At 57.0% G+C, this 23,219-nt stretch carries 26 protein-coding genes and 1 tRNA gene; 16 read left to right on the forward strand and 11 right to left on the reverse strand.

Features of this window, described 5'->3' with window-relative positions; translation table 11 throughout:
* The coding region (locus AC221Y_RS06695; protein WP_486707026.1) for an MBL fold metallo-hydrolase at nt 1-281 on the reverse strand (281 nt) is incomplete at its 3' end.
* Nucleotides 282-323: 42 nt separating this feature from the next.
* Here AC221Y_RS06695 and AC221Y_RS06700 point away from each other — a divergent pair.
* A complete protein-coding gene (locus tag AC221Y_RS06700) occupies nt 324-1,637 on the forward strand; it encodes an ATP-binding protein (protein ID WP_486707027.1) in 1,314 nt (437 codons plus the stop codon).
* Nucleotides 1,638-1,658: 21 nt separating this feature from the next.
* On the opposite strand, the gene AC221Y_RS06705 is transcribed toward AC221Y_RS06700, so the two are convergent.
* A complete protein-coding gene (locus tag AC221Y_RS06705; RefSeq protein ID WP_299753405.1) occupies nt 1,659-1,976 on the reverse strand; it encodes an H-NS histone family protein in 318 nt (105 codons plus the stop codon).
* Between the two features lie 155 nt (nt 1,977-2,131).
* A tRNA-Ile gene (locus tag AC221Y_RS06710) sits at nt 2,132-2,208 on the reverse strand.
* A 112-nt stretch (nt 2,209-2,320) separates the two neighbouring features.
* Here AC221Y_RS06710 and purM point away from each other — a divergent pair.
* The 3 genes from purM to rnd are packed head-to-tail and all read left to right on the forward strand — an operon-like array spanning nt 2,321 to nt 5,165.
* Nucleotides 2,321-3,364, forward strand: coding sequence for a phosphoribosylformylglycinamidine cyclo-ligase (gene purM / locus AC221Y_RS06715; protein WP_486707028.1), 1,044 nt, complete (start codon nt 2,321-2,323; stop codon nt 3,362-3,364).
* Nucleotides 3,361-3,990: a phosphoribosylglycinamide formyltransferase gene (purN, locus tag AC221Y_RS06720; protein WP_486707029.1), complete on the forward strand. Its 630-nt coding sequence runs from the start codon at nt 3,361-3,363 to the stop codon at nt 3,988-3,990. The genes purM and purN overlap by 4 nt, the downstream gene beginning before the upstream one ends.
* A 17-nt stretch (nt 3,991-4,007) precedes the next feature.
* Entirely contained in the window at nt 4,008-5,165 is a 1,158-nt protein-coding gene (rnd, locus tag AC221Y_RS06725; RefSeq protein WP_486707030.1) for a ribonuclease D, read from the forward strand.
* On the opposite strand, the gene AC221Y_RS06730 is transcribed toward rnd, so the two are convergent.
* Nucleotides 5,162-6,217, reverse strand: coding sequence for an AbrB family transcriptional regulator (locus AC221Y_RS06730; protein WP_486707041.1), 1,056 nt, complete (start codon nt 6,215-6,217; stop codon nt 5,162-5,164). The genes rnd and AC221Y_RS06730 overlap by 4 nt on opposite strands.
* Nucleotides 6,214-6,681, reverse strand: coding sequence for a hypothetical protein (locus AC221Y_RS06735; RefSeq protein ID WP_486707031.1), 468 nt, complete (start codon nt 6,679-6,681; stop codon nt 6,214-6,216). Before AC221Y_RS06735 ends, AC221Y_RS06730 begins: the two co-directional genes overlap by 4 nt.
* 124 nt (nt 6,682-6,805) lie before the next feature.
* Between AC221Y_RS06735 and AC221Y_RS06740 the strand changes: the two genes are divergently transcribed.
* Nucleotides 6,806-7,237: a SufE family protein gene (locus tag AC221Y_RS06740; protein WP_486707032.1), complete on the forward strand. Its 432-nt coding sequence runs from the start codon at nt 6,806-6,808 to the stop codon at nt 7,235-7,237.
* Between the two features lie 336 nt (nt 7,238-7,573).
* Here AC221Y_RS06740 and AC221Y_RS06745 read toward each other — a convergent pair whose 3' ends face one another.
* The 4 genes from AC221Y_RS06745 to AC221Y_RS06760 form a co-directional block, all read right to left on the reverse strand.
* Entirely contained in the window at nt 7,574-8,230 is a 657-nt protein-coding gene (locus AC221Y_RS06745; RefSeq protein WP_486707033.1) for a DUF1638 domain-containing protein, read from the reverse strand.
* A 55-nt stretch (nt 8,231-8,285) separates the two neighbouring features.
* Nucleotides 8,286-8,993 carry a corrinoid protein gene (locus tag AC221Y_RS06750; RefSeq protein ID WP_299755334.1) on the reverse strand — a complete coding sequence of 236 codons (708 nt, stop codon included), beginning with the start codon at nt 8,991-8,993 and terminating at the stop codon, nt 8,286-8,288.
* A 125-nt stretch (nt 8,994-9,118) separates the two neighbouring features.
* On the reverse strand, nt 9,119-9,694 hold the full coding sequence (locus tag AC221Y_RS06755; RefSeq protein ID WP_486707034.1) for a hypothetical protein: 576 nt from the start codon (nt 9,692-9,694) through the stop codon (nt 9,119-9,121).
* Nucleotides 9,649-9,912, reverse strand: a complete 264-nt coding sequence (locus AC221Y_RS06760; RefSeq protein WP_486707035.1) for a hypothetical protein — start codon at nt 9,910-9,912, stop codon at nt 9,649-9,651. The genes AC221Y_RS06755 and AC221Y_RS06760 overlap by 46 nt, the downstream gene beginning before the upstream one ends.
* Before the next feature lie 249 nt (nt 9,913-10,161).
* On the opposite strand from AC221Y_RS06760, the gene AC221Y_RS06765 reads away from it, so the two are divergent.
* The 11 genes from AC221Y_RS06765 to recN all read left to right on the forward strand — a co-directional run bounded on the left by AC221Y_RS06765 (nt 10,162) and on the right by recN (nt 21,751).
* Nucleotides 10,162-11,244: a PA0069 family radical SAM protein gene (locus tag AC221Y_RS06765; protein WP_486707036.1), complete on the forward strand. Its 1,083-nt coding sequence runs from the start codon at nt 10,162-10,164 to the stop codon at nt 11,242-11,244.
* 59 nt (nt 11,245-11,303) lie between these two features.
* Complete coding sequence (locus AC221Y_RS06770; protein ID WP_299755326.1) at nt 11,304-11,555, forward strand: DUF2484 family protein; 252 nt, start codon at nt 11,304-11,306, stop codon at nt 11,553-11,555.
* Nucleotides 11,552-11,812, forward strand: coding sequence for a DUF2484 family protein (locus tag AC221Y_RS06775; protein WP_299755324.1), 261 nt, complete (start codon nt 11,552-11,554; stop codon nt 11,810-11,812). The genes AC221Y_RS06770 and AC221Y_RS06775 overlap by 4 nt, the downstream gene beginning before the upstream one ends.
* 75 nt (nt 11,813-11,887) lie before the next feature.
* The gene (murB, locus tag AC221Y_RS06780; RefSeq protein WP_299755322.1) at nt 11,888-12,829 is read left to right on the forward strand and encodes a UDP-N-acetylmuramate dehydrogenase; all 942 of its coding nucleotides are present in this window, start codon (nt 11,888-11,890) and stop codon (nt 12,827-12,829) included.
* A 64-nt stretch (nt 12,830-12,893) separates the two neighbouring features.
* On the forward strand, nt 12,894-13,808 hold the full coding sequence (locus tag AC221Y_RS06785; RefSeq protein ID WP_486707037.1) for a D-alanine--D-alanine ligase: 915 nt from the start codon (nt 12,894-12,896) through the stop codon (nt 13,806-13,808).
* Nucleotides 13,796-14,662, forward strand: a complete 867-nt coding sequence (locus tag AC221Y_RS06790; protein ID WP_299754025.1) for a cell division protein FtsQ/DivIB — start codon at nt 13,796-13,798, stop codon at nt 14,660-14,662. Before AC221Y_RS06785 ends, AC221Y_RS06790 begins: the two co-directional genes overlap by 13 nt.
* Nucleotides 14,659-15,993: a cell division protein FtsA gene (ftsA, locus tag AC221Y_RS06795; RefSeq protein ID WP_299754024.1), complete on the forward strand. Its 1,335-nt coding sequence runs from the start codon at nt 14,659-14,661 to the stop codon at nt 15,991-15,993. Before AC221Y_RS06790 ends, ftsA begins: the two co-directional genes overlap by 4 nt.
* Before the next feature lie 444 nt (nt 15,994-16,437).
* The gene (ftsZ, locus tag AC221Y_RS06800; RefSeq protein ID WP_486707038.1) at nt 16,438-18,009 is read left to right on the forward strand and encodes a cell division protein FtsZ; all 1,572 of its coding nucleotides are present in this window, start codon (nt 16,438-16,440) and stop codon (nt 18,007-18,009) included.
* 226 nt (nt 18,010-18,235) lie between these two features.
* Complete coding sequence (lpxC, locus tag AC221Y_RS06805; RefSeq protein WP_299754022.1) at nt 18,236-19,159, forward strand: UDP-3-O-acyl-N-acetylglucosamine deacetylase; 924 nt, start codon at nt 18,236-18,238, stop codon at nt 19,157-19,159.
* A gap of 86 nt (nt 19,160-19,245) precedes the next feature.
* A complete protein-coding gene (locus AC221Y_RS06810) occupies nt 19,246-20,097 on the forward strand; it encodes an outer membrane protein assembly factor BamD (protein WP_486707039.1) in 852 nt (283 codons plus the stop codon).
* Nucleotides 20,098-20,101: 4 nt separating this feature from the next.
* Complete coding sequence (gene recN / locus AC221Y_RS06815) at nt 20,102-21,751, forward strand: DNA repair protein RecN (RefSeq protein ID WP_299754020.1); 1,650 nt, start codon at nt 20,102-20,104, stop codon at nt 21,749-21,751.
* On the opposite strand, the gene bmt is transcribed toward recN, so the two are convergent.
* Nucleotides 21,748-22,764: a betaine--homocysteine S-methyltransferase gene (gene bmt, locus AC221Y_RS06820; protein WP_299754019.1), complete on the reverse strand. Its 1,017-nt coding sequence runs from the start codon at nt 22,762-22,764 to the stop codon at nt 21,748-21,750. The genes recN and bmt overlap by 4 nt on opposite strands.
* Nucleotides 22,765-22,920: 156 nt before the next feature.
* Nucleotides 22,921-23,219, reverse strand: a 299-nt coding sequence (locus AC221Y_RS06825) for a TOBE domain-containing protein (protein WP_486707040.1), incomplete at its 5' end; no start/stop codon positions are given.

Consider the following 23,219-nt stretch of genomic DNA (forward strand, 5'->3'; position numbering starts at 1 on the left):
ACTGGCGCGCCTGTTTGCGCGGACAGCACCCCTGCGGCTGCGCTATGATCGGCGTGGGCGTGGGTCACAAGGATATAAGTCACACTACTTTGCGCAGTTGCTTCCAGAAGCGCCGAAATATGCCCCGCATCGTCAGGACCTGGATCAATGATGGCAAGTTCGGTTTCGCCAAGAATATAAGAATTGGTGCCCCAATAGGTCATCGGTCCGGAATTGGGCGCAAGGATCGATCGTACACCCGGGGCGATTTCTATGGCAGTTCCAACGGGTGGGCGCGTCATCGGCACTTCCTCTTTGGTGCGTCGCATGCTTAGGCTTTGGGGATGATTGGACAGTTTCTCAAGCAGTTTATGCCGCGTTCTCTTTTTGGCCGTGCGACGCTGATCTTGCTGGTGCCGGTTGGGACGATTCTTTTGGTGATGTCGATCGTCTTCATCCAGCGGCTTTACGAGGACGTCACCCGCCAGATGACGGAAGGCGTGGCAAATGAAATCGTGTTGATCCTGTCTCGGGTCGATGCCAGCGAAACCTCAGAAAGCGCTTTAATAGCCGCACGAGAAATCGCCGCCCCCCTAGGGCTAGAGGTTTCTGTTCTTGACCGACCTTTGGTTGAGCAGCGGGCAGGACTTGATCTGTCGGGACGTACCGTCACAGCGACCCTGCGGGAACAGGTTGCAGGCATTGACACTGTAGATTTGACATCGCGCAAAGGGTTTGCGTTGATTGCGATCAATTCGGTTCATGGCGCTGTGCTGCTTGAAATTCCGCGCACGCGTTTGTCGGCACGCAATCCGCACCAGTTTCTGGTTCTGATCGGTGTCACGTCAGCGTTGATGGTGATGATTGCGCTGCTGTATTTACGCGGGCAGGTGCGTCCAATTCGTCGGCTGGCGGCTGCAGCTTCCGCGTTCGGAAAGGGAAGGTCAGTTGCGTTTCGCCCTGCTGGCGCGGCAGAAGTCCGTGAGGCCGGGAATGCGTTTATCCAGATGCGCGATCGGATTGAGCACCAGATTGAGCAACGAACGCTTCTGCTCTCTGGGGTCAGTCACGACTTGCGAACGCCTTTAACCCGGCTGCGGCTTGCGATCAGCATGTCCGACAGTCCGGAAAACGACGACATGGTGCGCGATGTTGACGAGATGCAGCAAATGCTTGACGCGTTTCTGGATTTTGCCCGCAGCGAGTCGCTGGGCGAACCCGAGCGTATTGATCCGACGCCGCTTATACACGACGCGGTCAATAAAGCGGTTCGGGCAGGTGGCGCCGTTAGCCTTGGGGAAATGGCGAAGACAGATCCTATCACGTTGCGCGCTCCGGCCTTTGATCGGGCAATCGGCAATCTAATTGGCAATGCAATAAAATATGGTTCGAAGGCCCGCGTAAGCCTTACACTTTCGGAGCAGTTCGTTTCGATCTCTGTTGAAGATGACGGCCCGGGAATTCCCTCTGAATTGCGCGAAGCGGCGCTTAAGCCATTTACGCGGCTTGATCAGTCCCGCAATCAGGATGCAGGTTCTGGAGTCGGACTGGGATTGGCAATTGCGGGGGATATTGCGCGCCAACATGGCGGGTCGATTGTATTATCCGACAGCGCAGACCTTGGTGGTTTGCACGCGGCAATTGTATTGCCACGCTAAGCTTTAGTGGCCTCCAGAACTTTAAATTTCCATGCTTTCCGGGGACTTCCCGTCACTGACAGCCGTCTTGTACCAAGCCGGCTGACGACCGCGACCCGACCATGTTTCGCTGGCATTATCGGGGTTCGCAAATTTGGCAGCAGCTTTTGCTTTTTTACGTTTCTTCCCGACACCGTAAATATCTCCAATGGAAACGCCATGCTCTTTCGCAACTGCTTCAATTGCTTTTTTCGCATCATTGATTCGACGTTCTTCAAAGTTGGAAATAGCGGCGTCTACTTCGGCGCGCTGTGCTTTTAACTCTTTCAGGGACATCTTATTGAGGGCTTTGATTACCATTCTGGTTCTCCGTTTTGTGTATTAAATTGAATTTCACATCTCACGGCCCAAGAAAAAAGACAATATAGCTATAATTTCAATATGGTTTAGGGCGACGCAATCCACGAAGTAACCAACGCAACTACGTTTACGTCCATCGAAATCACGGCGGAGTTTGGTAGGCCCGGAGGGACTCGAACCCCCAACCAAAGCGTTATGAGCGCTCTGCTCTAACCAATTGAGCTACAGGCCCGCCGAGCATCGCAATACCAGACGTCAGCGCCCGGTCAAGAAGCAGACGGCGGACCGTGGACAGCCGCCTTTTGATCCGGTATCGCGTGCCAAGCGTCGAGGGAAGAATTGCGATGATCAAAAATGGGCTGACATATGCTGAGGCGGGCGTCGATATAGATGCTGGGAATGCCTTGGTGGAACGTATCAAGCCAGCCGCCAAGCGGACGTCTCGAGCAGGGACGATGTCTGGCCTTGGGGGGTTTGGCGCACTTTTTGATCTGAAGGCGGCCGGGTACAATGACCCGATTTTGGTCGCAGCAACGGACGGCGTCGGCACAAAGCTGAAGATTGCGATCGACACGGGTATTGCGGGCGGCGTTGGCATTGACCTTGTGGCTATGTGTGTGAACGACCTCGTTTGTCAGGGCGCAGAGCCGTTGTTTTTTCTCGACTACTTCGCGACAGGCAAGCTGGACGTCGATCATGCAACCGAGGTCATTGAAGGCATCGCCGAGGGGTGTAAACGCGCTGGATGCGCTTTGATCGGTGGCGAAACGGCCGAAATGCCGGGCATGTATTCTGACGGTGATTTTGATCTTGCGGGATTTGCGGTCGGCGCGATGGAACGGGGTCGCACACTGCCCGATGGCGTTGCAGAGGGCGATGTTCTCCTTGGATTGGCAAGCGACGGGGTCCATTCGAACGGTTATTCTCTGGTGCGTCGAATTGTCGAGAAAAGTGGCCTCGGATGGGATGCACAAAGCCCCTATTCGGATGTGACGCTTGGCGAGGACCTTCTGCGCCCGACCCGCATATACGTCAAAGGTGCGGTCGACGCGATCGCCGAAGGCGACGTCTTACATGGGTTAGCGCACATCACGGGGGGCGGTTTGACCGAAAACCTGCCGCGTATGCTGCCGTCAGGGCTTGGGGCCGTGATTGATCTTGAAAGCTGGTCGCTTCCGCCAGTTTTTCAATGGCTGCAAGGACAGGGCGGGATCGAAGACCGCGAACTTCTGAAGACCTTCAACTGCGGCATCGGCATGATTGCTGCGGTTCCGGCGGACAAAGTGGATCGCGCGACGCAGGCTTTCTCAGACGACGGGCACGACGTGACGGTGATCGGGCGGGTCACCGCAGGCGAGGGCGTCACATATCGCGGCCTCATCGCGTGAAGCGCGTTGCTGTCCTGATTTCGGGCGGTGGATCGAACATGCTGACGCTGGCCCGGGACATGACGGCCGACCACCCGGCGCGGCCTGTAGTGGTTTTGTCAAACCGGCCGAATGCTGGCGGCCTTCCAAAAGCGGTTGATCTTGGAATTCCGACCGCTGTCGTTGATCATCGCCCGTTCGGACAGGATCGAAAAGCCTTTGAGGCCGAGCTTAACCTTGTTCTTGAGGCAGCAGCTCCAGATATCATTTGCCTTGCCGGTTTTATGCGCGTCCTGACACCAATCTTCGTGACCCGGTGGGCCGGGCGAATATTGAACATTCATCCATCGCTTTTGCCAAAGTATCCCGGCCTTCACACCCACGCCCGCGCGATAGACGCCGGAGACGCGCAAGCCGGATGCAGCGTCCACGAGGTGACAAATGTCTTGGATGGCGGCCCCGTTCTTGGCCAAGCTCGCGTTCCCATCTTGCCTGATGATACACCCGATGCCTTGGCGCGACGGGTCTTAGGAATGGAACACCTTTTGTACCCGGCAGTTTTGCGTCGCTTTGCAGTCGGGGACAGAACACCGGTCATCTTGTCCACCGGCTCTGAAAGCCCTATTAACGCCGAACGCTCCGAATAGAGGACAGACCTAAAGAAATGCTCACTCTGACAACGACCGAAGAGCTTGCTGTGTTTTGCGAGCGTGCTGCTTTTGCGCCTTATGTAACTGTCGACACCGAATTCCTTCGCGAACGCACGTACTATTCAAAGCTTTGCCTTGTTCAGCTGGCGATCCCGGGAGACGCGCAAGGTGACGCGGTTCTGGTCGACCCCCTTGCGAAAGCTATGACGCTAGAACCGCTCTATGAGCTTTTTCGCAATGAGAATGTGGTAAAAGTCTTCCACGCGGCGCGCCAGGACCTAGAGATTTTCTTCATCGAGGGTGGTGTCATTCCAAAACCGCTGTTCGACACACAGGTCGCGGCAATGGTTGCAGGCTTTGGTGAACAAGTTGGCTATGAAACGCTTGTGCGCAAAATAGCCCATGCCCCGCTCGATAAGTCGTCGCGGTTCACAGATTGGTCGCGCCGCCCCCTGACGGACGCGCAAAAAACCTATGCCCTTGCGGATGTAACGCACCTCCGGGTGATTTATGAATTCCTCGCAGCGGGCCTCGAAAAGTCGGATCGGCGCGAATGGGTCGAGGAGGAACTTGGCGTTCTCGAGGACCCGGCGACCTATGTTGTCGAGCCTGACGACGCCTGGAAGCGGCTGAAGACGCGCACAAACTCTGGCCGGTTTTTGGCGGTCGTCCGTGAGTTGGCAAAATTTCGAGAAATCTATGCACAGACGCGGAACATTCCACGTAGCCGGGTGATCAAGGACGATGCTTTGCTTGAACTGGCCTCCACACGGCCTGCGACGCTGGAAGACCTGAGCCGCTCAAGGCTTTTGTTGCGCGAGGCGCGCAAGGGCGACATTGCTGAGGGTATTCTTTTGGCCGTGAAGGTTGGCATTGAAACGCCTGCCGAAGATCAGCCCAAACCGGATAGATCGCGCGACAAGATGCAGGTGAACCCGGCACTTGCCGATCTCCTGCGGGTTTTGCTTAAAGCGAAGTCCGAGCAACTGGGCGTGGCGCAAAAACTGATTGCAAGCTCGGCCGATCTCGATGAAATCGCAGCAGGGCGGCGTGATGCAAAATCACTGGCCGGGTGGCGGCACACGGCCTTTGGCAAGGACGCGCTATTGCTGTGCGAGGGTCGGCTGGCGTTGCGGGCCAAAGGGCAATCCGTCGAGGTCTTCGAACTTTAGACCCGCGCGCGTAGTGCCTTGAACACAAGCGGGGCGACCGCGATTACTAGCGTAACCCGAAGCACGTGGATGGTGACCACATAAGCAACATCCGCACCCATCGCGAGAGACAACAGGCTCATCTCGGGCAGCCCGCCGGGTGCAAAGGTAAGAAATGTCTGGCCAAACCCAATGCCGGATACCTGCATGACAATCAAAGCCGTGCAAATTGCGACCACTAACATCAAGCCAGACGCCAAGCTAGCGAGGGCCAAATCGCGCAGGATTTCGCGCGCGGGCACGCCCAGAAAGCGACAGCCCACGACAGTTCCCATTACCAATTGCGCCGTATTGACAGCCAGCGTCGGTGGCGGTGCATTTGTCAGCCCCGCAAGATGCACGATCGCAGATAAAAGCATTGGCCCGAGGATTTGCGGGGCAGGAAGCCTAAGCTTCGGGCCGAGCCAGGCGCCAGCCACCGCACAGGCTGCGAGAATGACAAGGTCCCATGAAGACACGTCCGCAAAGCCAGTATAAAGGCGAGCGTTTCCGGTGGCCGACACATCCATAACGACCGAAAAGAAAAACGAAACAAATCCGACAACGACCAATATGCGGCTGGCATGGGCCAATGCGATCCGCCGCTCAACGCCCCCCGCTTCCGAGCCGATTATCATCATGTGGCTCAACCCGCCCGGGGCCGACGAGAAGTAGGCGGTGACGACGTCGTAGCCACCAATTCTGCGATACACCAAGAATGCGAGGCCGGAGGCAACGGTGATATAGATCGGCAAAATCGCGATAGTGAACAACCAGCTTGAAGCTTGTCCAAACAGATTAGGCGAAAACGCCGAGCCCAGCATCACGCCCAAAATCGGCAGCAGCAATTTTCGAAGAAGGATAGGCGCCGCGAGACTTGCACCCAGAACGGCCGCAAGTGTCACAAGAAGGATCGGCCCCAGCATCCACGGCAGAGGTATCCCGAGACGACTTGCAATCACCGCGCCGACAAGTCCAATCGCCAGACCGAGGCTTTGACGCAGAGAGGTCGAAAAAGACGAGGCCCCGATCAGCGGCCAACTGTCCTTGCGTTGCTTGCCGACAAAACACGTACACTTGTGATACCGGCCAGCTCAATGTCTGATAAATATGCGCCCGCGACCAGTTCCCGCGATTGCTTTGTCGAGACGCGGGTTTTTTCTTCGGGTGGTCGTGCGCGGAATGAATAGACAATGACACCCGTGCCGGCCGCGGCGCTCACTTCGCGCACCAGCTGAGCATCGAACCATCCTTGCGAGGGCGGTAAGCCTGTTGCGCGGATGATTATGCCGCCGGGTAAACGCTCGCTTACAAGGGCGTCGACGCTTTGTACTAGCGGTCGGTCCTCAATCAAGGGAGCGATATCCACCTCGCTTAGGCGTTCCACCGGCTCTTCCTGGCTCAGCCAACGAAACGGATTTAGTCCACTGTCGCCTATGCCGCACCCGGTCAAGGCAAGCGCCATCACACTGAGTGTTATATACTTCGTTCGCGTCATGCGTGCTGTCCCGCTTTTGTCCGGATGCCTTCTGCTATCGGAAACCGAGCGACAAGAAAAGTCCACGTGGCTGGACCTTTGCACTTTCGAGGCCTAGATCGAATTTGAAAGATACGAGGACACCATGGCCACTGACGCGTTTGAAGATATCGCTGAAACTTTTGAATTTCTCGAAGACTGGGAAGATCGCTATCGCCATGTGATCGACATGGGCAAGGCGATGCCGCCGCTGGAAGACGCGTTCCGCGTTCCCGCGACCAAGGTGGATGGCTGCGCCAGTCAGGTATGGCTGCTTCCCGAGATTGAAGGCGCTGGCCCCGATGCGGTGTTTCGCTTTCGTGGTGAAAGCGATGCAATGATCGTGCAAGGCCTTATTGCGGTTCTGCACGCGCTTTATGAAGGCTTGACGGTCTCTGATGTGCTGAAGGTAGATGCCGCAGGCGAACTTGGCCGCCTTGGATTAAACGACCATTTGTCGGCCCAACGGTCCAACGGATTGCGCGCAATGATCCAACGGGTGCGCGATCTGGCGATGACCGCAAGCAAGACCGGATAGTCAGGTCTGCCGAATCCGCGCCGCAGACAATTGATCAAACCTCCCAATAGGAGGGTGATCTGTATCAGAACGACCGACGCCTCAGGCGTTGCACCAACAAATTCAGTGTTGATAAAGTGACTGCGGAAGGTGTGCAGCACATTATTCATCGTAAATGTACCTATTTCCAAAATAATCGTGGGCGGTTCATCGTCGTGTCAAACCACGGCTCGACAGAGCCGGCCGAGGGAACGCCGGCCCATCCATCTCACGCTAAAACGACACCAAGTCTGAATCACATATTTCGCCTCAACCAAAAAATGCGCAAGCGATACCACGGTGAGGGTTAAAAATGCGTTACGGTGCGTCGCGAAAATCTTCCAAAGATACTTTTAAGTCGCCGTAGCCGGTAAAGCGGTATTCAAACTCAAGTCCAAGTCGCGCAGCGGCCTCAATGGCCAGTGCGGTCAAGGCAGGGTCGTCGGTCTGGGCCTGATAGACCAACTTTTCATAATGTCCAAAATATGTGTCCCGTAATTCTGGGTGCCGGTCCAGACCTAGCGGCTGCCAGACAAACGCGTCAAACTGGCGCACGAGAAAGTCCGTTAGATAAAAGGCCGTGAATTCGTCCGCCGCGCGTTCAACGAACCCGTCGGTTCCCTCAAAGAATGCATAGCAATGAGGTCCAGGCAACATCGTCACGCCAAGGTCCCGCGCCGCTTTTTGCAATTGCCCGCCGGTACCGCAATCGGCATAAGCCAGAAAAATCGTCTCATAACTTTCCCGATATGCCGCAACCGCTTCGGTGACGGCAGGAACGATGCGTTCGGGATGGTTGTGCAAAATTGCTGGCAGGCAGTGCAGGTCGATATGTTGAAATCCGTTGCCCTTCGTGACCGCAAGAATTTCACGGGCCAAGGCACCACATGCCAAAACCAACACACGCCCGACGCGCGAAGCGTCCAAGCCGTTATGTGTCAGTGTATCGTCATCTGGAAGGCTCGGGCGCGTCATGCCTGAAGCCTATTGATTTGCGGCAACTCTGGCCAGCACCTCATCAAATAGCACCCTAGTTGGCGGCCATCTGATTATGCTTTCGCTGCATAAACGATTTTGCGGTTTCCACGGCAACCGCCGCATCCCGGCAATAGGCGTCTGCGCCAATGGCTTTGCCAAACTCTTCGTTCAGCGGAGCGCCACCTACCAGAACAACGTAATCGTCCCGGATGCCCTGCGCGACCATCGTGTCGATCACGACCTTCATGTAAGGCATAGTGGTGGTCAGAAGCGCGGACATCCCAAGGATATCAGGCTCTTCGGTTTCCATCGCCTCAAGGTAGGCTTCAACCGCGTTGTTAATGCCAAGATCCACAACCTCGAAACCGGCGCCTTCCATCATCATCGATACCAAATTCTTGCCGATGTCATGAATGTCGCCTTTCACCGTGCCGATCACCATTTTGCCCATGCGCGGCGCGCCGGTTTCGGCCAGAAGCGGCTTCAGGATGAACATGCCACCCTTCATCGCGTTTGCGGCCAAAAGCACTTCTGGAACGAACAGAATGCCGTCGCGGAAGTCATTCCCGACGATCGTCATGCCACCAACCAATGCTTCGGTCAGAACTCTGTAAGGGATCCAGCCCCGCCCAAGAAGGATATTTACAGCCTCTTCGATCTCTTCTTTCAGACCGTCATAGAGGTCGTCGTGCATTTGCAGCACTAACTCGCCGTCATCAAGTTCATCCAGTACGATATCGTCGTCTGCTTCATCCGACATGCACGTGTCTCCTCGCCCGCGTTACGCCAGAGTTAAGCTAATACCAACAAACAATAAACGCCGGATTACGACGAAAACTTATGCGGTCGCGACTTTGCGTCGTTTAGCGAGCCCTCCGAGCAACATTAAACCGCCCAATGCACGCGACACGCCGCCCGGAAGGGGGCAGGTGTCACGGCTTCAAGAATGGCACGGGCCAGCTCGCTGTGAACTTTTTGGGTCGGGTGCAGACCGTCGAAGAGCAAATTGCTGTTTACGTCATCGCCACAGAAAAACGTCTCGGTCAGGCAAGCTTGCGTTATGCTGGTTAACCCAAGCGCATTGCTTTTGGCAAGGATGCGGTCCTGAAGCGCGGTTGCGTCGAAAAAGGTCACGTCGGCTGTCGATTCAGGCGCGTCAAATACCGCAATTACGCCTTTAGGCGTTTCTTTGAACGCATCCACAATACCCTCAACAGTGAAAATTAGCGCGGCATCGTTCGCCACACCGGGGATAACCTTGAGGTCTGGCGGGCCGAACGCGACGATATCGTTCAGGCCTGTTTGAATAGGGTCTTTGACCCCAAGAACGATCGTGGTGTCCACGCTTTGTATGAGAGAACCAACAAATATCTGAAACGCGTCTTGTTCTTCTAAAGTCGTCGGTAAAGGCTGCTCTAACACGACGCGCAAGTCATTGCCGTCGAAGGCCGCGACGGCCAAGGGGTGTCCCCAAGACCCAGGTTTGCGGCCTGATAAAGCGCGCGTTGGACGTCAAAATCAGGAACCCTGTCGCCGTTTTCCACGGCTGTCGCGTCACCGGAGGCAAAGGTTGTTCCGAAGGCGAGGGCCACGCCCAACTGAGTGGCCCATGTGTCACCGTCGGTGAACTGGCCGTCCGGGTAAAAAGCCTCGGTCGGCTGCGCGCCGCCTGTTGCCATAAAGATGTTTCCCGGATCGCTAGGGCTGTCGCTAAAAAACCGCAAGGTCGGTAAAGGGTCCAACGGTGTCAGCAGATGTAGGCAGCGCCAAGGTGACGGCAACAGCCGCAAGTATGTTTGTCATCGTCAGTTCCCCCCGGAATTTATATCCGGAAGACCTGACTCGCGGTTATGTTAGGCGAGGAAAGCATACTCCAACATCACATTTTTCGATTGATGTTGTTCATGCTTTGTTCTAGTGGCGTGGTAATGCCTCAAAACACGCATACCGCTGACCCAAATGCCCGTGGCCGCGCCGCCCAGTCTAACCGCCCGGGACGGTTCGAACGGTTTGACCGAGACCGTGTTGATGATGGCTGGGAGATCGCAGAAGACTTGCCAAGCGTTCGCACCGAGGTAAGCCTTGAGACGCCTTGCAAGATCATCACGCGCAATACATCGCCGGATATCTCCTTTGATCGCTCGATTAATCCCTACCGGGGTTGCGAGCATGGCTGCATCTACTGTTTTGCGCGTCCAACGCATGCATATCTGGGGATGTCGCCGGGTCTTGATTTCGAGACACAACTGATTGCACGCCCCGACGCGCCGGACCTTCTTGCCAAAGAACTTCGCGCGAAATCTTACGTTCCCAAAGTAATAGCAATCGGCACCAACACGGATCCGTATCAACCGATTGAGAAGGAACATCGGATTATGAGGCGCTGTCTTGAGGTGTTACGGGACTTCAATCATCCGGTCGGGATCGTCACGAAGGGCACGTTGATCGAACGCGACATCGACATTTTGGGCGATATGGGCCAGCGCGGATTAGTCCGTGTCGGGATCAGCGTGACGACGCTCGATCCAAAAATTTCGCGCGCGATGGAACCGCGCGTGCCACATCCAAAACGCCGCCTGAAAACTATTCAGCGCCTAACTGACGCAGGCTGCCCGGTTCGCATCATGACATCCCCTGTTGTTCCGGGTCTGACGGATCACGAAATCGAAGCCATCCTGCAGGCGGGTGCGGATGCAGGGGCGATTGCTGCAAGCTGGATCATGTTGCGGCTGCCGCGCGAAGTCGCACCGTTATTCATCGAATGGCTGGCGGCAGCATTTCCAGATCGCGCGGCTCGTGTGATGGCACGGGTGCGCGAAACCCACGGTGGGCAGAACTATGATCCAAACTGGGGCCAGCGCATGACCGGGCAGGGAAAATATGCGCAACTGATTGCTCGCAGATTTGCGCTGCAGTGCAAGCGATTGGGGCTTGCTTCCAAGCTTCCCGATTTGCGCTGCGACCTGTTCGCGCCGCCCCCTCGCAGAGGCGACCAGCTTTCGCTTTTTTGAGGCTTTCGTCACAGGCTTGCCGTATTTCCCCCTTAACCCTCCTGCAAAGGAGACGCGGAATGAGCTTTTCGCTGATTTTCGGATGTATCTGGGTGTTCGTTGCAACGGTTGTTGCGACGCTGCCTATGCGCCTTCAGTTCCCCCCGGGAATCCTTTTGCTAATCGCAGCACCCCTTTTGATCGGCTGGATCGGATGGGAGCATGGTATCTTGCCAAGCCTGATCGGCCTTTTCGCATTCATCTCAATGTTCCGTCGGCCCCTTTGGCACATCTGGAATAAAGCCCGATCGTCAAAGGAGGTCGCCCCATGACGCTTTCGCTTTCGCTCGCTTGCCTTTGGTGCATTCTCGCCAATGTCATCGCGATGTTCCCTTCGAAAAAAAAGCATTGGCCTGCGGCCTATGTGCTGATGGCCTTTGGCGTCCCGCTTCTTGGGCTCGTGGTTTGGGAAAATGGCATCTGGATCGGACTACTTGTGCTGGCTGCTGCTGTGTCGATCCTGCGCTGGCCGGTACTCCATCTCTGGCGGTGGATGCGATCCGTGACGGGCGCACCAATCGCGCGATAATGCTGACGGCAACGCCTTCAGGCGCGCGTTTGAACCCTCTGGTTTCGCGCGCCGCAGGATGGTAGCTCCGGACCAATGCATAAGATCGACGATATTCCCGTAAACGGACGGCTGACGGCAGGCTATGACCTGTCCTCTTTGACGTGGTTACGCGTCGGGGGGGCTGCGGACTGGTTGTTTCTTCCGTCCGATGCTGACGACCTTGCGACCTTCCTGAAAATGCTGCCCCAGGACGTTCCTATCTTCGCGATAGGGGTCGGCTCGAACCTGATCGTGCGCGATGGTGGACTAGGGGGCGTGGTCATCCGCCTTGGGCGGGCCTTTGCCGGCACTGAGATAGACGGAACACAAGTGACCGCAGGCGCCGGGGCATTGGACGCGCATGTCGCACGAAAAGCCGCCGCCGCGGGGCTGGACTTGACGTTTCTGCGGACTATCCCCGGCGCAATCGGCGGCGCTGTGCGGATGAACGCGGGATGTTATGGCAGCTATGTCGCCGACCATTTTGTTTCCGCAGACGTAATGCTTCGGTCAGGAGAGCATGTAACGCTTGGCCCTCATGAGCTGAATTTCCGCTACCGTCAGTCCGACTTGCCCGATGAGGCCATCATTCTTTCGGCAACCTTCGAGGCAAATCGCGGTGAGCCGCAGGCGCTTGCCGCGCGCATGGAAGACCAACTTGCAAAGCGAGACGCGACTCAGCCGACAAAAGACCGCACTGCGGGCTCGACGTTCCGAAATCCGGCTGGGTTCAGCTCGACCGGGCAGGCCGATGACAGCCACGCGATGAAAGCATGGAAGGTCATTGATGACGCCGGATTGCGCGGAGCGACAAAGGGTGGCGCGCAAATGTCGCCCAAACACCCGAATTTTCTGGTCAATACCGGCACGGCGACGGCCGCTGATCTGGAGGGCCTTGGCGAAGAGGTCAGACAAAGGGTGTTCGAGCACGCGGGAATCAGATTAGAATGGGAAATCATGAGGGTCGGAAAACCGGTTCCTGAGGCAGACGACTAGTCCAACTTTGGACTGAATAGGCAAACGAGACCGAAAACGGTCCGAAAATAAGTGAGTTTCGGGAATGTCGAGCAGGACATCCCGCAAAGTTGTGGTTCTACTGGGCGGACACTCGGCCGAGCGCGAGGTGTCTTTATCGTCTGGTAAGGAATGTGCGGCCGCACTGCGGGTGAAAGACTATGATGTGGTTGAGCTGGACGCGGGGCCTGATGTGGCAGCGCGTTTGGCTGAAATTGCGCCCGACGCCGTCTTCAATGCGCTGCATGGACGTTGGGGCGAGGACGGCTGCGTTCAGGGCATCCTTGAGTGGCTCCAAATCCCCTACACACATTCTGGCGTACTCGCCTCTGCTCTGGCCATGGATAAAGAACGCACCAAGGCGGTCTTCCGCCGTGCTGGTATTCCTGTGACAGAAAGTCATTTGTTTTCCCGCGACGAGGTTGCAGGCAGCCATGTCATGGCCCCGCCTTACGTCATCAAGCCGAACAACGAAGGTTCGTCGGTCGGTATCTATATCGTGCCCGAAGGCGCGAGTGAACCACCCCTTATTGCCGAGAACATGCCTCAAACGCTTATGGTCGAGGCTTACATTCCGGGTCGCGAGCTCACGGTTTCGGTTCTTGAGGATCGCGCATTGTGCGTGACCGAGATCGTCACCGACGGCTGGTACGACTATCACGCCAAATATGCGCCGGGGGGCTCGCACCATGTTCTTCCCGCTGACATCCCTGCCGAAATTACCGAGGCCTGCATGAGCCACGCGGTCATTGCCCATAACGCTCTTGGGTGTCGCGGTCTGACTCGCACTGATTTCCGCTGGGATGACACAAAGGGCCTGCACGGCCTCATCACGCTTGAAACCAACACCCAGCCCGGCATGACGCCAACCTCGCTTGTGCCCGAACAGGCCCAACACTTTGGAATGTCATTTCCTGATCTGTGCGACTGGTTGGTGAAAGACGCCTCATGCGACAGATGAGAGATCCCGCCCCATCGCGCCTTGCCTACCGTATGAACCGGCTCATGCTGACGCCGCGCTTCAGAACTTTCCTGCGCTACGGGCTCCCGGTTTTAATCGTTGCCAGCATTGGCGCGTTTTGGGCCTCGGACACAGACCGCCGCGAGGACGCTTCGGACCGGATCGCTGAATTGCGCCGCCAAATCCAGGAACGGCCCGAGTTTATGGTCCGTATGATGGCCGTCGAAGACGTCACTGAAACCGTGGCCGTCGATATCCGTAGTATCCTTGCCATTGATTTTCCGCAGTCGTCGTTTGACCTCGACCTTGATGCAATCCGCGCTGCGGTCGAAACACTGGACGCGGTCGAAAGTGCTGCTGTGCAAATACGCGGCGGAGGTGTGCTTAGCATTGATGTGACCGAACGTGTTCCCGCGATCATTTGGCGGGAGGCAGAAGGCCTCAGTCTTTTGGACCGTGACGGACACCGTGTCTCAACCGTTGCGATGCGCAGTGACCGCTCGGATTTGCCGTTGATCGTCGGGCAGGGTGCCCATGATGCAGTGCCCGAGGCTTTGAACTTGATCGCTCTGTCAGCTCCCATCGCGCCGCGCCTTCGCGGCCTCTTGCGCGTGGGAGAGCGCCGTTGGGATCTTGTTTTGGATCGCGACCAACGCATTCAACTGCCGGAAAGCGACCCCACAACCGCATTGAAAAAAGTCATCGCCCTTGATGGCGCACAGGATCTTCTGGCCCGCGACATTGCGGCCATCGACTTTCGCAACCCACGCCGCCCGGTGCTACGTCTTACAACAGGGGCAATTGACGCCATGACAGACATCGAACTGACCGAGACCAGGGACACCCTCAGATGACCGATCTCTACGAAAGCCAGCGCGCCATGCGCGCCATGCGCCGCGCTGCGATGCAACGCGGAGTTATCGCGCTTTTGGATGTTGGTACGTCCAAAATCGCCTGCCTGATCCTCAGGTTCGACAGCGCAACAGGTCTCCCCGAAGGCGAAGGCATTGGCGCAATGGCCGGACAAAGCCGGTTCCGCGTTATTGGGGCCGCGACCACCCGGTCGCGCGGCGTCGAGCTTGGCGAAAGCTGCGCCATTCAGGAAACCGAGCGCGCAATACGCACCGCAGTGCAAGCCGCGCAAAAGATGGCGAACGTGCGTGTGGACCATGTGATTGCGTGCCTGTCTGGCGGCCAGCCTCGCTCGTATGGACTTGCGGGCACCGTCCTAGTTGACGGGGACGTGGTCGATGAACAGGACGTCGCGCGTGCTTTGGCGTCCTGCGATGTCCCTGACTATGGCTTGGAGCGTGATATACTCCATGCGCAGCCTGTCAACTTTGCCCTCGACCATCGCTCGGGGCTTACAGACCCACGTGGCCAGATCGGTCAGCGCCTTGCCTGCGACATGCATATGCTGACGGTAGATACCTCTGTTTTGCAGAACCTGATCTATTGCCTGAAGCGCTGTGATCTCGAACTGGCGGGGCTTGCGTCGTCGGCGTATATGTCCGGCATGTCAGCACTTGTGGAAGACGAACAGGAACTTGGCAGCGCGTGCATTGACCTTGGTGGGGGCACCACGGGCCTCTCGATCTTCATCAAGAAGCACATGATATACGCAGACAGTATCCGCATGGGCGGCGAACACATCACGCAAGACATCTCAAAAGGTCTGCAAGTCTCAACTGCCGTCGCCGAACGCATGAAGACGTTCCACGGAGGCGTTGTGGCGACCGGCATGGACGACCGTGAACTGATCGAAATTGGCGGCGAAACCGGCGATTGGGAGCATGATCGCCGCACCGTCAGCCGCGCGGAACTTATTGGTATCATGCGCCCCCGTGTGGAAGAGATTCTCGAAGAGGTGCGCGAACGCCTGGATGCGGCCGGATTTGAACATCTGCCATCGCAACAGATTGTGCTGACTGGCGGTGGCAGTCAAATCCCGGGCCTTGATCGACTTGCGCCAAAAATACTTGGCCAAGGCATCCGTATCGGTCGCCCGCTTCGTGTTCAAGGCCTGCCGCAGGCCGTGACCGGAGCGGCCTTTGCCAGTGCTGTTGGCCTCAGCCTCTTCGCTTCTCACCCGCAAGACGAATGGTGGGACTTTGAAATGCCAACCGACCGGAATGCCCATCGTTCTTTCAAGCGGGCCGTGCGCTGGTTCCGGGATAACTGGTGAGCAGGGCACGTGGTTCAGAGCGCTGCGTTTCGCCAAAGATCAATCGGCAAAGGCCCGCCTTTCGCGGGTCTACGGCGCACTTTTTAGGCGACGGCCCGAACCGAATCTGTTAAGTTATCCACAAGGTTCGGAAAGAACCGTGAGAGAGGCGGAGCAGGTCACTCCATTATCGGATTACAACTCTTAGATGTGCATTCAGGCGCATCTTGAAGGCCGATTGTGTGAGCTTTAGTGGCTATGTAATTGAAATCCGCATGATCTTGCCGTTCGACCAAGATGCTGGGTGTGGCGGTCAAAAAATTGCCATATTTGGTGTCTTTCGCCGCGAATCGGGGTGACCTGACGTCGTCCACGCGGTAATGTCCAAGGACCCAAACGTCGGCGGCAGGCCGAAAATAAGGGCGCCCCTGCCCGGGGGTGCGATAACAACAGGCGGATTGAGTAATGACATTGAATTTAACGATGCCCACCCACGAAGAGCTCAAGCCACGGATCACCGTTTTTGGTGTCGGCGGTGCTGGCGGTAACGCTGTGAACAACATGATTGATAAGCAGCTTGAGGGCGTCGAATTCGTTGTTGCCAACACAGACGCGCAGGCGCTTCAACAGTCTGTCGCATCGACAAAAGTTCAGATGGGCATTCGCGTAACCGAGGGTCTTGGCGCAGGCGCGCGCCCTTCTGTTGGCGCCGCTGCGGCAGAAGAAACGATTGAAGAGATCGTTGACCACCTTGCAGGCGCTCACATGTGCTTCATCACAGCAGGTATGGGCGGAGGCACAGGCACGGGCGCGGCTCCGATCATTGCCCAGGCTGCGCGTGAATTGGGCGTACTGACGGTTGGCGTGGTTACCAAACCCTTCCAGTTTGAAGGCGCTAAGCGGATGCGCCAGGCGGAAGAGGGCATCGAAGCTCTGCAAAAGATGGTCGACACTTTGATCATTATTCCAAACCAAAACCTGTTCCGTCTTGCCAATGAGAAAACAACCTTCACCGAAGCGTTCTCGCTTGCCGATGATGTTCTGTATCAGGGCGTTAAGGGCGTGACCGACCTTATGGTTCGCCCGGGCCTTATCAATCTCGACTTTGCAGACGTTCGCGCTGTGATGGACGAGATGGGTAAAGCCATGATGGGAACCGGCGAAGGCGAAGGCGAAGATCGCGCGGTTCAAGCCGCCGAAAAGGCCATCGCCAATCCGCTTCTGGACGAGATCAGCCTCAAGGGTGCAAAGGGCGTCCTCATTAACATCACGGGCGGGCACGACCTTACGCTGTTCGAACTTGATGAAGCTGCGAATCGCATCCGCGAAGAAGTCGACGCCGACGCGAACATCATCGTGGGGTCGACGCTCGACACTGGTATGGAAGGTGTTATGCGCGTCAGCGTTGTCGCGACAGGCATTGATGCAAATTCAAATATGATGGACGCGCCGATCCAGCGTCGCAAAATGTCCGAGCCGCTTGCACATCAGCCCGCACCCGCAATGGACGCGCCGCTTGAGCCAGCCGTCGCTCATGTCGTCGCCGCACAGCAGGTCGAGCCATCGCTGTTCGAGGACATTCCGCCTGCTGTCGCGCAAGACGGTTTGCCGCTTCCGGCGTATCAGCCGCAGCCCGAACCTGCCGCGGAGCAGGCGCCAGAAGCCACCTTCTCGCATCAGCCTGTCACACCACAAGGCCGCGCCGTACCAGGAACACCATCTCCTGAAGCGCTTGCACGTCTTGAGCGGGTGACTGGTCGTGCGCCGGGTTCCATGGCCGGATATCTTCCGGGCGAGGCACGTCGCCCCGCGGCAGTTGCACCCTCGCCGACAGCGGCAGCTACCCCCGTTGACGAGCGTCCGCGCTTTGGGATTAACAACCTGATCAACCGCATGTCAGGGGCTCAGGGTGGCGAAAGACAGCCTCAAATGGCACGCCAACAGCCCAACCTTGCACGGTCTGAACCACAGCAGGAAGTGTCGGAAGAGCAAGAGCGGATCGAGATTCCAGCCTTCTTGCGCCGTCAAGCGAACTAACGTCGCGTCACTAATTTGCATGGGAAAGGTCGGCAAGAGCCGACCTTTTTCTTTTTTATTATAATGATTTAGTGCGCGTAGTGCAGACGTTTGGCGGCAATTCGCCCAAATGTAACAGTGATGTTTCAGACTGTTACAATGATTGTGTTGAGGTGACGCGGCGCCCCGCCTAGCTAACGGTTGTCGGATCATGAGGCAGTGTCTGACCAAAAAAACAGGTACGATCGTGCAAACAACTCTGAAATCATCTGTGACTTTCACAGGCTCTGGTCTGCATACAGGGCGCATCGTCCGTATGACGATCCAGCCCGCATCGGCCGAATACGGGATCTGGTTCCACCGGACCGATATCGAAGACCGCGATCCACTGGTTCCAGCACGGTGGAGCGCCGTGAACGATACACAGCTTTGTACCCGTATCGCGAATGCAGATGGCGTCAGCGTCTCGACCATCGAACACGTTATGGCCGCCCTTGCCGGCTGCGGTGTTCACAACGCCCTTGTCGAAATCGACGGCCCTGAAGTGCCCCTGATGGACGGCTCCTCTGCACAGTTCGTCACTGGCATACTTGCGCGCGGCCTCGTTCAACTTAATGCACCGGTGCGTGTTCTTGAAATCCTGAAGCCGGTGTCCGTGACGCGCGGTGATGCCTCCGCAACGCTCGAGCCAAGCGACCGGTTCACGATCGATTTTGAAATCGATTTCTCCGATGCCGCAATCGGCTATCAGGAAAAATCACTTGATATGGCGAACGGTGCTTTTGTGCGCGAGCTTTGTGACAGTCGCACATTCTGCCGCAAAGCCGACATCGATGCGATGCGTGCGCAAGGTAAGATCATTGGTGGCGACGTCACATCGGCAGTTGTGGTGGATGGAGACGCCATCATGACACCGGGCGGTATGCGTCACCACGATGAACCTGTCCGTCACAAGATGCTTGACGCTCTTGGTGATCTTGCGCTGGCAGGGGGCCCAATTCTTGGTCGTTACACCGGTGATAAAGCAGGCCATGCGCTGACAAACCTTCTGCTGCACGCAGTCTTCGCTGACCCGACGTCGTTTCGCCTTGTCGAATGTGATCCAAGCCGTGTTTCGCAGCTTCCAGGCTCTGGTCTTAGCGATGCGGACTATTCACTGATTGCAGCCTGACACGTCTTCGCGCTTCCTTTGGCCATTTTGCCCCAGAATTTTCTGTGCTACGAACACGATAAGTTCGTAATAGAAAGCGAGTTTTGATGCGTTTGGGTGGGTCTGCGCTCCGCAGTTTTGTGATGTTTGCCGTGACCGTGCTGACCTTGTCGGCCTGCGGTGCGTTAGGCGGACGTGAAGTCGATCGTCCGCTCGAAAGCTTTTCTGCGGAAGAACTCTACAAACGTGCGGAGTTCGAGCTGGAGTCTGAGGGAAACTCCGCCGAAGCCGCGCGCTTTTTCGGAGAAGTCGAACGTCTCTATCCCTATTCCGAGTGGGCGCGTCGGGCGTTGGTGATGCAAGCATTCTCTTATCATCGTGATCGTGACTACGAAGCCAGCCGCGGCTCGGCGCAAAGGTTTCTCACAACATATCCTGCCGATGAAGACGCCGCATGGGCGCAATACCTCCTTGCGCTGTCCTATTACGATCAAATCGACGATGTCGGCCGTGATCAGGGTCTGACCTTTCAGGCGCTTCAGTCGCTTCGCGATGTGATCGAACAGTACCCAGACAGCGAATACGCGCGTTCTGCAATTTTAAAATTCGACCTTGCTTTTGACCACCTTGGTGGCAAGGAAATGGAAATCGGGCGCTATTATCTAAAGCGCGGCCACTACGTGGCGGCGATAAACCGGTTCCGCGTTGTCGTCGAAGATTTCCAGACGACCACCCATACGCCAGAAGCTTTGCACCGATTGGTCGAAGCCCATCTTGCTCTGGGTCTGACCGATGAAGCCCAAACCGCCGGCGCGATCCTTGGCTTCAACTATCAGTCGACCGTTTGGTACGAGGACAGTTTTGCGCTTTTGACGGGCCAAGGTTTGCGCCCTGAAACCTCCGGAGACAACTGGCTGTCGGTGATCTTCCGACAGGTGATCCGCGGCGAGTGGCTCTGATCCGATGCTAAGAAGTCTCGAAATACGAGACATGTTAATCATCGACCGGTTGGAGTTGTTGCTTCAGCCGGGCCTTAATGTACTGACCGGGGAAACCGGTGCCGGTAAATCTATCCTTCTGGATTCGCTTGGTTTTGTCCTTGGTTGGCGTGGTCGTGCCGAGTTGGTTCGCGAAGGGGCAGATCAGGGCGAGGTCATCGCAGAGTTTGATCTGACGGTGGATCATCCCGCACGTGCTGTCCTTGCCGAGGCTGGCTTACCTGTCGGCGACACTCTGATATTGCGCCGGGTAAACGCCCGCGACGGGCGCAAAACCGCTTGGGTAAATGACCGTCGCGCCTCTGGCGAAGTGTTGCGGGCGCTGTCCGACACTTTGGTCGAGTTACACGGTCAGAACGATGACCGCGGATTACTGAACCCCAGCGGCCACCGTCGTCTTCTGGACACTTTCGGTGATCTGGACGATCTGGTTGCGCGATGTCGCGCGGCTTGGCGTGATCTTCAGGGCGCACGTGCCGCTTTGACCGAGGCTGAAGAGGTTGCGGCGGCATTGGCCGAGGAAGAAGATTTTCTGCGCCATGCCGTTGGCGAACTGACCGAGTTGTCGGCCGACGCTGGCGAAGATGCGAGCCTTGATAGCCGTCGTCGTATGATGCAGGGCGCTGAAAAAATCCGCGAAGACGTAACGCGCGCGTACACGGCTCTAGGGTCAGGCGGCGCCGAAGGAATGATGCGCGATGCATCGCGATGGCTTGATGAGGCGGCAGAGCAGGCGGAGGGCGCGCTTGATACGCCTATGGCCGCCCTAGAGCGTGCTATGGTCGAACTTGGAGACGCCGAAGACGGGGTTGCGCGCGCCCTCGAAGCGCTGGCTTTTGATGTGAGCGAGCTTGAGCGCGTCGAAGAGCGGTTATTTGCTATCCGTGCACTTGCTCGAAAACACAATGTATTGCCGGACGCTTTGTCGGACCTGACGGAAACACTCGGTGCCAAACTGGCCGCGCTTGATGGTGGTGCCGCCGAACTTGCGGACTTGAAAGCAGCCGTTTTGGACGCAGAAGACGTCTATGATACCGCAGCCGACGCGCTTGGTGCGGCGCGCGCGCAGGCGGCCGAGGCGCTCGATACGGCCATGGCCAAAGAGCTTGCTCCATTGAAGCTCGAGCGCGCTGTATTCGCGACGGACATCGCCGAAACGGATGCAGGGCCAGATGGTCGTGATACGGTCGCCTTCACCATCGCGACCAATCCCGGCGCGCCCTCAGGTGCCTTGAACAAGATTGCGTCGGGCGGCGAGTTAAGCCGGTTCCTGCTGGCTCTAAAGGTATGCCTTACTTCGGGCGTCGATGGTCTGACCCTTATATTTGATGAAATCGACCGCGGCGTTGGTGGGGCAACTGCCGATGCTGTGGGGCGAAGGTTGGCGGAATTATCGGTGGATTCTCAGGTGCTTGTGGTCACTCATTCACCTCAAGTAGCCGCACGGGGCGCGCATCACTGGCGCGTTGAAAAGAGTGTGACCAAGGGCGCAACCCTGTCCACAGTTGTCGCTCTGGACGATCTTGAACGGATTGATGAAGTCGCGCGTATGCTGTCGGGTGACACGGTCACGGATGCGGCACGCGTTGCGGCAAAGACGCTTCTAAACGCCTAAGTGCGCCGCCGCCGACTGCTGCGACGCGTCGAAACTGGTACATCATCGCCTGTTCCATCCGATGCGGATGAAAACCCACCCAAAGCTGCCGTGATCTGATCAAGCGTCGGGCGCTCGCCCTTTGGAGTTTCTTCCAACGCAGCTCGCATCTTCACAAGATGATCCGGGGTTGTCCCACAACAGCCACCAATAATGGTCGCGCCTGAATTGCGTGCCAGCAAGGCATATTCGGCCATCAGATCGGGTGTGCCGTCATAGTGGATATGTCCGTCAACATATTTCGGAATACCCGCATTCCCCTTTGCAATCAAAGGCGTCTCGGACCCCTGCGCTGCAAATCCAAGGATCGTACGCAACAAATCCGACGCGCCGACACCACAGTTCGCGCCGTACGCCAAAGGCGCGTGATCAAGCTTGCCGACAAGGTCTGACAGCCCCTGACTGGTCAGCCCCATCATTGTGCGTCCCGCCGTGTCGAAACTCATCGTGCCACACCACGGCATGCCGGCCAGAAGGGCGGCTTCAGCTGCAGCTCGGAATTCTTCAGGCGCGCTGATGGTCTCGACCCAAAGGACATCCGCGCCGCCCGCCTTCAGACCCTCAGCTTGCTCGTGGAACATCTCGACCGCGCCGGGATAAGTCAGCGCCCCCAACGGCTCCATGATTTCCCCCGTGGGGCCGACCGAGCCTGCTACGACCACCGAACGGCCCGAAGCATCAGCAATCTCGCGACCAATCTCGGCACCCGCTTTGTTGAGATCAAACACACGATCTTGCCCGTCGTGCAGTTTCAGACGCGCGGCATTGCCGCCAAAAGTATTTGTGAGAAAGATATCCGAGCCAGCATCAACCGAGCCCTTGTAGAGCGCTTTGATTTTTGCGGCCTCGTTGACGTTCCAGAACTCCGGCGCATCACCCGCCATTAGACCCATATTGAACAGGTTTGTCCCGGTGGCGCCATCGGCCAAAAGCCAGTCACGTTCCTTCAAAAGTATCGTCAGTCGGTCAGTCATCCGAGGAGGTCTCCACCTTAAAGTTGTGCCCAACTGACACGCGAGGATGGTTGGCGCAAATTATTTCTTTTCAGGACTGCCCGTCAGTTTCGCGCTAATACCATCCGTCACACCGGCGGCAGATGGACACTGGGAAATGACGTTGCTTCGGCCTGCTCAGCCCGTGCGCCGCAGCCCATTCGTGGCATCAAAAACATGGGCCTGTCCAGCTTGAACCGAAAACCGTATTTTCTGGCCTGAACTCTTCATAGGGTGCACGCCTTGCGGACTTATCGTGAAGCTTTGGGGATGATTGGTGAGTTTGCCGTGAAACAGCGTATTTGCTCCAAGCAGTTCCGTCATCTTAACTGTGACATGCAAGGAACCATCGTCGTCCAATTCCATATGCTCGGGGCGCACGCCCAACTTAACCGGACCATCCGCACCTACAGCATCGGCGACCACGACGACATCCA

This window comes from Boseongicola sp., from assembly GCF_057460485.1.

What these genes read in the sequence shown, in the direction of transcription:
- AC221Y_RS06700 (WP_486707027.1), top strand. Translation starts at nt 324, where the DNA reads ATGATTGGACAGTTTCTCAAGCAGTTTATGCCGCGTTCTCTTTTTGGC.
- AC221Y_RS06705 (WP_299753405.1), bottom strand. Translation starts at nt 1,976, where the DNA reads ATGGTAATCAAAGCCCTCAATAAGATGTCCCTGAAAGAGTTAAAAGCA.
- purM (WP_486707028.1), top strand. Translation starts at nt 2,321, where the DNA reads ATGATCAAAAATGGGCTGACATATGCTGAGGCGGGCGTCGATATAGAT.
- rnd (WP_486707030.1), top strand. Translation starts at nt 4,008, where the DNA reads ATGCTCACTCTGACAACGACCGAAGAGCTTGCTGTGTTTTGCGAGCGT.
- AC221Y_RS06735 (WP_486707031.1), bottom strand. Translation starts at nt 6,681, where the DNA reads ATGACGCGAACGAAGTATATAACACTCAGTGTGATGGCGCTTGCCTTG.
- AC221Y_RS06740 (WP_486707032.1), top strand. Translation starts at nt 6,806, where the DNA reads ATGGCCACTGACGCGTTTGAAGATATCGCTGAAACTTTTGAATTTCTC.
- AC221Y_RS06745 (WP_486707033.1), bottom strand. Translation starts at nt 8,230, where the DNA reads ATGACGCGCCCGAGCCTTCCAGATGACGATACACTGACACATAACGGC.
- AC221Y_RS06750 (WP_299755334.1), bottom strand. Translation starts at nt 8,993, where the DNA reads ATGTCGGATGAAGCAGACGACGATATCGTACTGGATGAACTTGATGAC.
- AC221Y_RS06760 (WP_486707035.1), bottom strand. Translation starts at nt 9,912, where the DNA reads ATGGCAACAGGCGGCGCGCAGCCGACCGAGGCTTTTTACCCGGACGGC.
- AC221Y_RS06765 (WP_486707036.1), top strand. Translation starts at nt 10,162, where the DNA reads ATGCCTCAAAACACGCATACCGCTGACCCAAATGCCCGTGGCCGCGCC.
- AC221Y_RS06770 (WP_299755326.1), top strand. Translation starts at nt 11,304, where the DNA reads ATGAGCTTTTCGCTGATTTTCGGATGTATCTGGGTGTTCGTTGCAACG.
- AC221Y_RS06775 (WP_299755324.1), top strand. Translation starts at nt 11,552, where the DNA reads ATGACGCTTTCGCTTTCGCTCGCTTGCCTTTGGTGCATTCTCGCCAAT.
- murB (WP_299755322.1), top strand. Translation starts at nt 11,888, where the DNA reads ATGCATAAGATCGACGATATTCCCGTAAACGGACGGCTGACGGCAGGC.
- AC221Y_RS06785 (WP_486707037.1), top strand. Translation starts at nt 12,894, where the DNA reads ATGTCGAGCAGGACATCCCGCAAAGTTGTGGTTCTACTGGGCGGACAC.
- AC221Y_RS06790 (WP_299754025.1), top strand. Translation starts at nt 13,796, where the DNA reads ATGCGACAGATGAGAGATCCCGCCCCATCGCGCCTTGCCTACCGTATG.
- ftsA (WP_299754024.1), top strand. Translation starts at nt 14,659, where the DNA reads ATGACCGATCTCTACGAAAGCCAGCGCGCCATGCGCGCCATGCGCCGC.
- ftsZ (WP_486707038.1), top strand. Translation starts at nt 16,438, where the DNA reads ATGACATTGAATTTAACGATGCCCACCCACGAAGAGCTCAAGCCACGG.
- AC221Y_RS06810 (WP_486707039.1), top strand. Translation starts at nt 19,246, where the DNA reads ATGCGTTTGGGTGGGTCTGCGCTCCGCAGTTTTGTGATGTTTGCCGTG.
- recN (WP_299754020.1), top strand. Translation starts at nt 20,102, where the DNA reads ATGCTAAGAAGTCTCGAAATACGAGACATGTTAATCATCGACCGGTTG.
- bmt (WP_299754019.1), bottom strand. Translation starts at nt 22,764, where the DNA reads ATGACTGACCGACTGACGATACTTTTGAAGGAACGTGACTGGCTTTTG.